The following is a 2,137-nucleotide window of genomic DNA, read 5'->3' as shown; positions in this document are numbered from 1 at the left end:
GGTCGCTGGAGACCACCTCGGCCTTGACCCGGATGGAGCGCTCGATGAGCTCGGCGGTGTGCGGACCCGCCGGCGTGCGCGCGCCCTGCGGGTCGGACTCGATCAGCTCCAGGATCACCGGGTCGGCGATGAAGCCGGCTTTGATCACCTCCGCCAGCCCCGAGACGTAGTCCTGGACCGGCAGCGAGTCCAGCGCCGCCAGGTCACACAGCACACCCGCGGGAGGATGGAACGCACCCACGAGGTTCTTGCCCTCGGCGGTGTTGATGCCCGTCTTGCCGCCCACCGCCGCGTCCACCATGGCCAGCACCGTCGTCGGGATCGCGATCCAGCGCACCCCGCGCAGCCACGTCGCCGCCACGAACCCCGCCAGGTCGGTCGTGGCGCCGCCGCCCACCCCCACGATCACATCGGTGCGCGTGAACCCCGACTGCCCCAGCGTCCTCCAGCAGGAGGCGGCGACCTCGGCGGTCTTCGCCCCCTCCGCGTTCGGCACCTGGATCGCGATCGCCTCGAAGCCCTGTCCCGCCAGGTCCGCCCGCAGCGCCTGCCCGGTCCCGGCCAGCGCCTCCGGGTGGATCACCGCCACCCGTGCCGCCTTCTCACCGATCAGACCCGCCAGCTCACCCGGCAGCCGGCGGCCCACCACGACCTCGTAGGGCTCATGGCCCGCGGAGCCGCCGACCGGGATGCGTGTCGTCGTCATGCCGGTATCAGCTCCATCGCTCGCAGCACGGCCTGGGCGACTTCGGCGGGGGTGCGGCCGTCCGTGGGGACGGTGACGCGGGCGACCTCGGTGTAGAGGTGCCGGCGGGCCTCCATCAGCCGTCGCCACCGCTGGTGGGGATCGGCGGCCAGCAGCGGACGGGCGGCGTCCAGACCGGCGCGCCGGGCCGCCTCCTCGGCCTCCATCGACAGGCAGACCACGCGCTGCCCGGCCAGCAGCGCGCGTGTGTCCGCGTCGAGGATCGCGCCGCCGCCCAGCGCCAGGACCCCGTCGTGCTCGGCGAGCGCCCGGTGCACGGCCCGCTTCTCGACGGCGCGGAAGGCGGGCTCGCCGTGCTCGGTGAAGAGGGCGGCGATCGTGCGGCCCTCGGCGGTGACGATGTCGTCGTCGGTGTCCCGGTACCCGATCCCCAGCCGTTCGGCGAGCAGTTGCCCGACGGTGGACTTGCCCACGCCCATCGGGCCGACCAGGACGACGGCGGGGCCCGTGCTCTTCCGGTCCAGTGCCCGCTGTCCCGCCTCGCGCATGACGTCGAGCGGGGCGGGGGTCCGCCCCGTCATCCGTGCCACCTGAAGCCCTGCCTGGTGCACCAGCAGGTCGAGACCGCCGATCACGGCCCCGCCGCGCTCGACCCAGCGGTCCGCGAGCCGGGTCGGCCAGGGGGCGTAGACCACGTCGAAGAGCGTGGCGGGGCACTCGGGCACGGCGCGGGCCAGGGCGTCGGTCGCTCCGGCCGGGGTGGTGGAGACCACCAGCGGGGCCCGCAGGGCCTCGGCCGCGTCCGCCCAGGCAGCCGTACGGACGTCGACGCCCAGCCGCTCGCCCCACCGCCGCATCTCGGCGGCACGGTCCGTGCTGCGGACGTAGGCGACGACGGGTCCCGCACACAGCCGGGACAGGGCGGCCAGCGCCGACGCGGCGGTCGCGCCGGCGCCCAGGACCGCCGCCGAGCCGACCCGCTCGACGCCCCGTTCCCGCAACGCCGCGACCATGCCGGGGATGTCGGTGTTGTCGCCGACGCGCCGGCCGTCCGCGGTGAGGACGACCGTGTTGACCGCCTCGACCGAGGCGGCGCTGTCGCTGATCTCGTCGAGCAGCGGGATGACGGCCCGTTTGAGCGGCATCGTCAGGGACAGCCCCGCCCACTCCGGGCCGAGCCCGCCGAGGAAGCCGGGAAGGCGGGCCTCGTCGACCTCGAAGCGGTCGTACGACCATCCGGTGAGGGCGAGTTCCCGGTAGGCGGCGCGGTGCAGCACCGGGGAGAGGGAGTGGGCGATCGGCGCACCGAGCACGGCACACCGGCCGCGGCCGCCGGTCGTGGCGCTCACCGGATGTGCAGTCGGTCGAGGTACGACCGGACGTTGCGGGCGGTCTCGGTGACGCTGTCACCGCCGAACTTCTCCGCGACCG

General features: G+C 74.8%; 2 protein-coding genes and 1 pseudogene. All 3 read right to left on the bottom strand.

Features of this window, described 5'->3' with window-relative positions:
* A partial coding sequence (locus ACFF45_RS35245) for a 3-dehydroquinate synthase family protein (RefSeq protein ID WP_381351114.1) occupies positions 1–706 on the bottom strand: 706 nt, incomplete at its 3' end.
* The gene (locus ACFF45_RS35240) at positions 703–1,185 is read right to left on the bottom strand and encodes a shikimate kinase (RefSeq protein ID WP_381351115.1); all 483 of its coding nucleotides are present in this window, start codon (positions 1,183–1,185) and stop codon (positions 703–705) included. The genes ACFF45_RS35240 and ACFF45_RS35245, both read right to left, overlap by 4 nt.
* Positions 1,186–1,227: 42 nt before the next feature.
* Positions 1,228–2,019 (bottom strand): annotated as a pseudogene (locus ACFF45_RS35235) (shikimate dehydrogenase); the annotation flags it as partial.
* Positions 2,020–2,137: the final 118 nt, after the last annotated feature.

The sequence above is a fragment of the Streptomyces cinereospinus genome (assembly GCF_042430725.1).
Classification (GTDB): Bacteria; Actinomycetota; Actinomycetes; order Streptomycetales; family Streptomycetaceae; genus Streptomyces; species Streptomyces cinereospinus.
The sequence above is the reverse complement of the archived record's forward strand: the minus strand, read 5'-3'. Positions and strand labels throughout refer to the sequence as shown.

What these genes read in the sequence shown, in the direction of transcription:
- ACFF45_RS35240 (WP_381351115.1), bottom strand. Translation starts at nt 1,185, where the DNA reads ATGGGCGTGGGCAAGTCCACCGTCGGGCAACTGCTCGCCGAACGGCTG.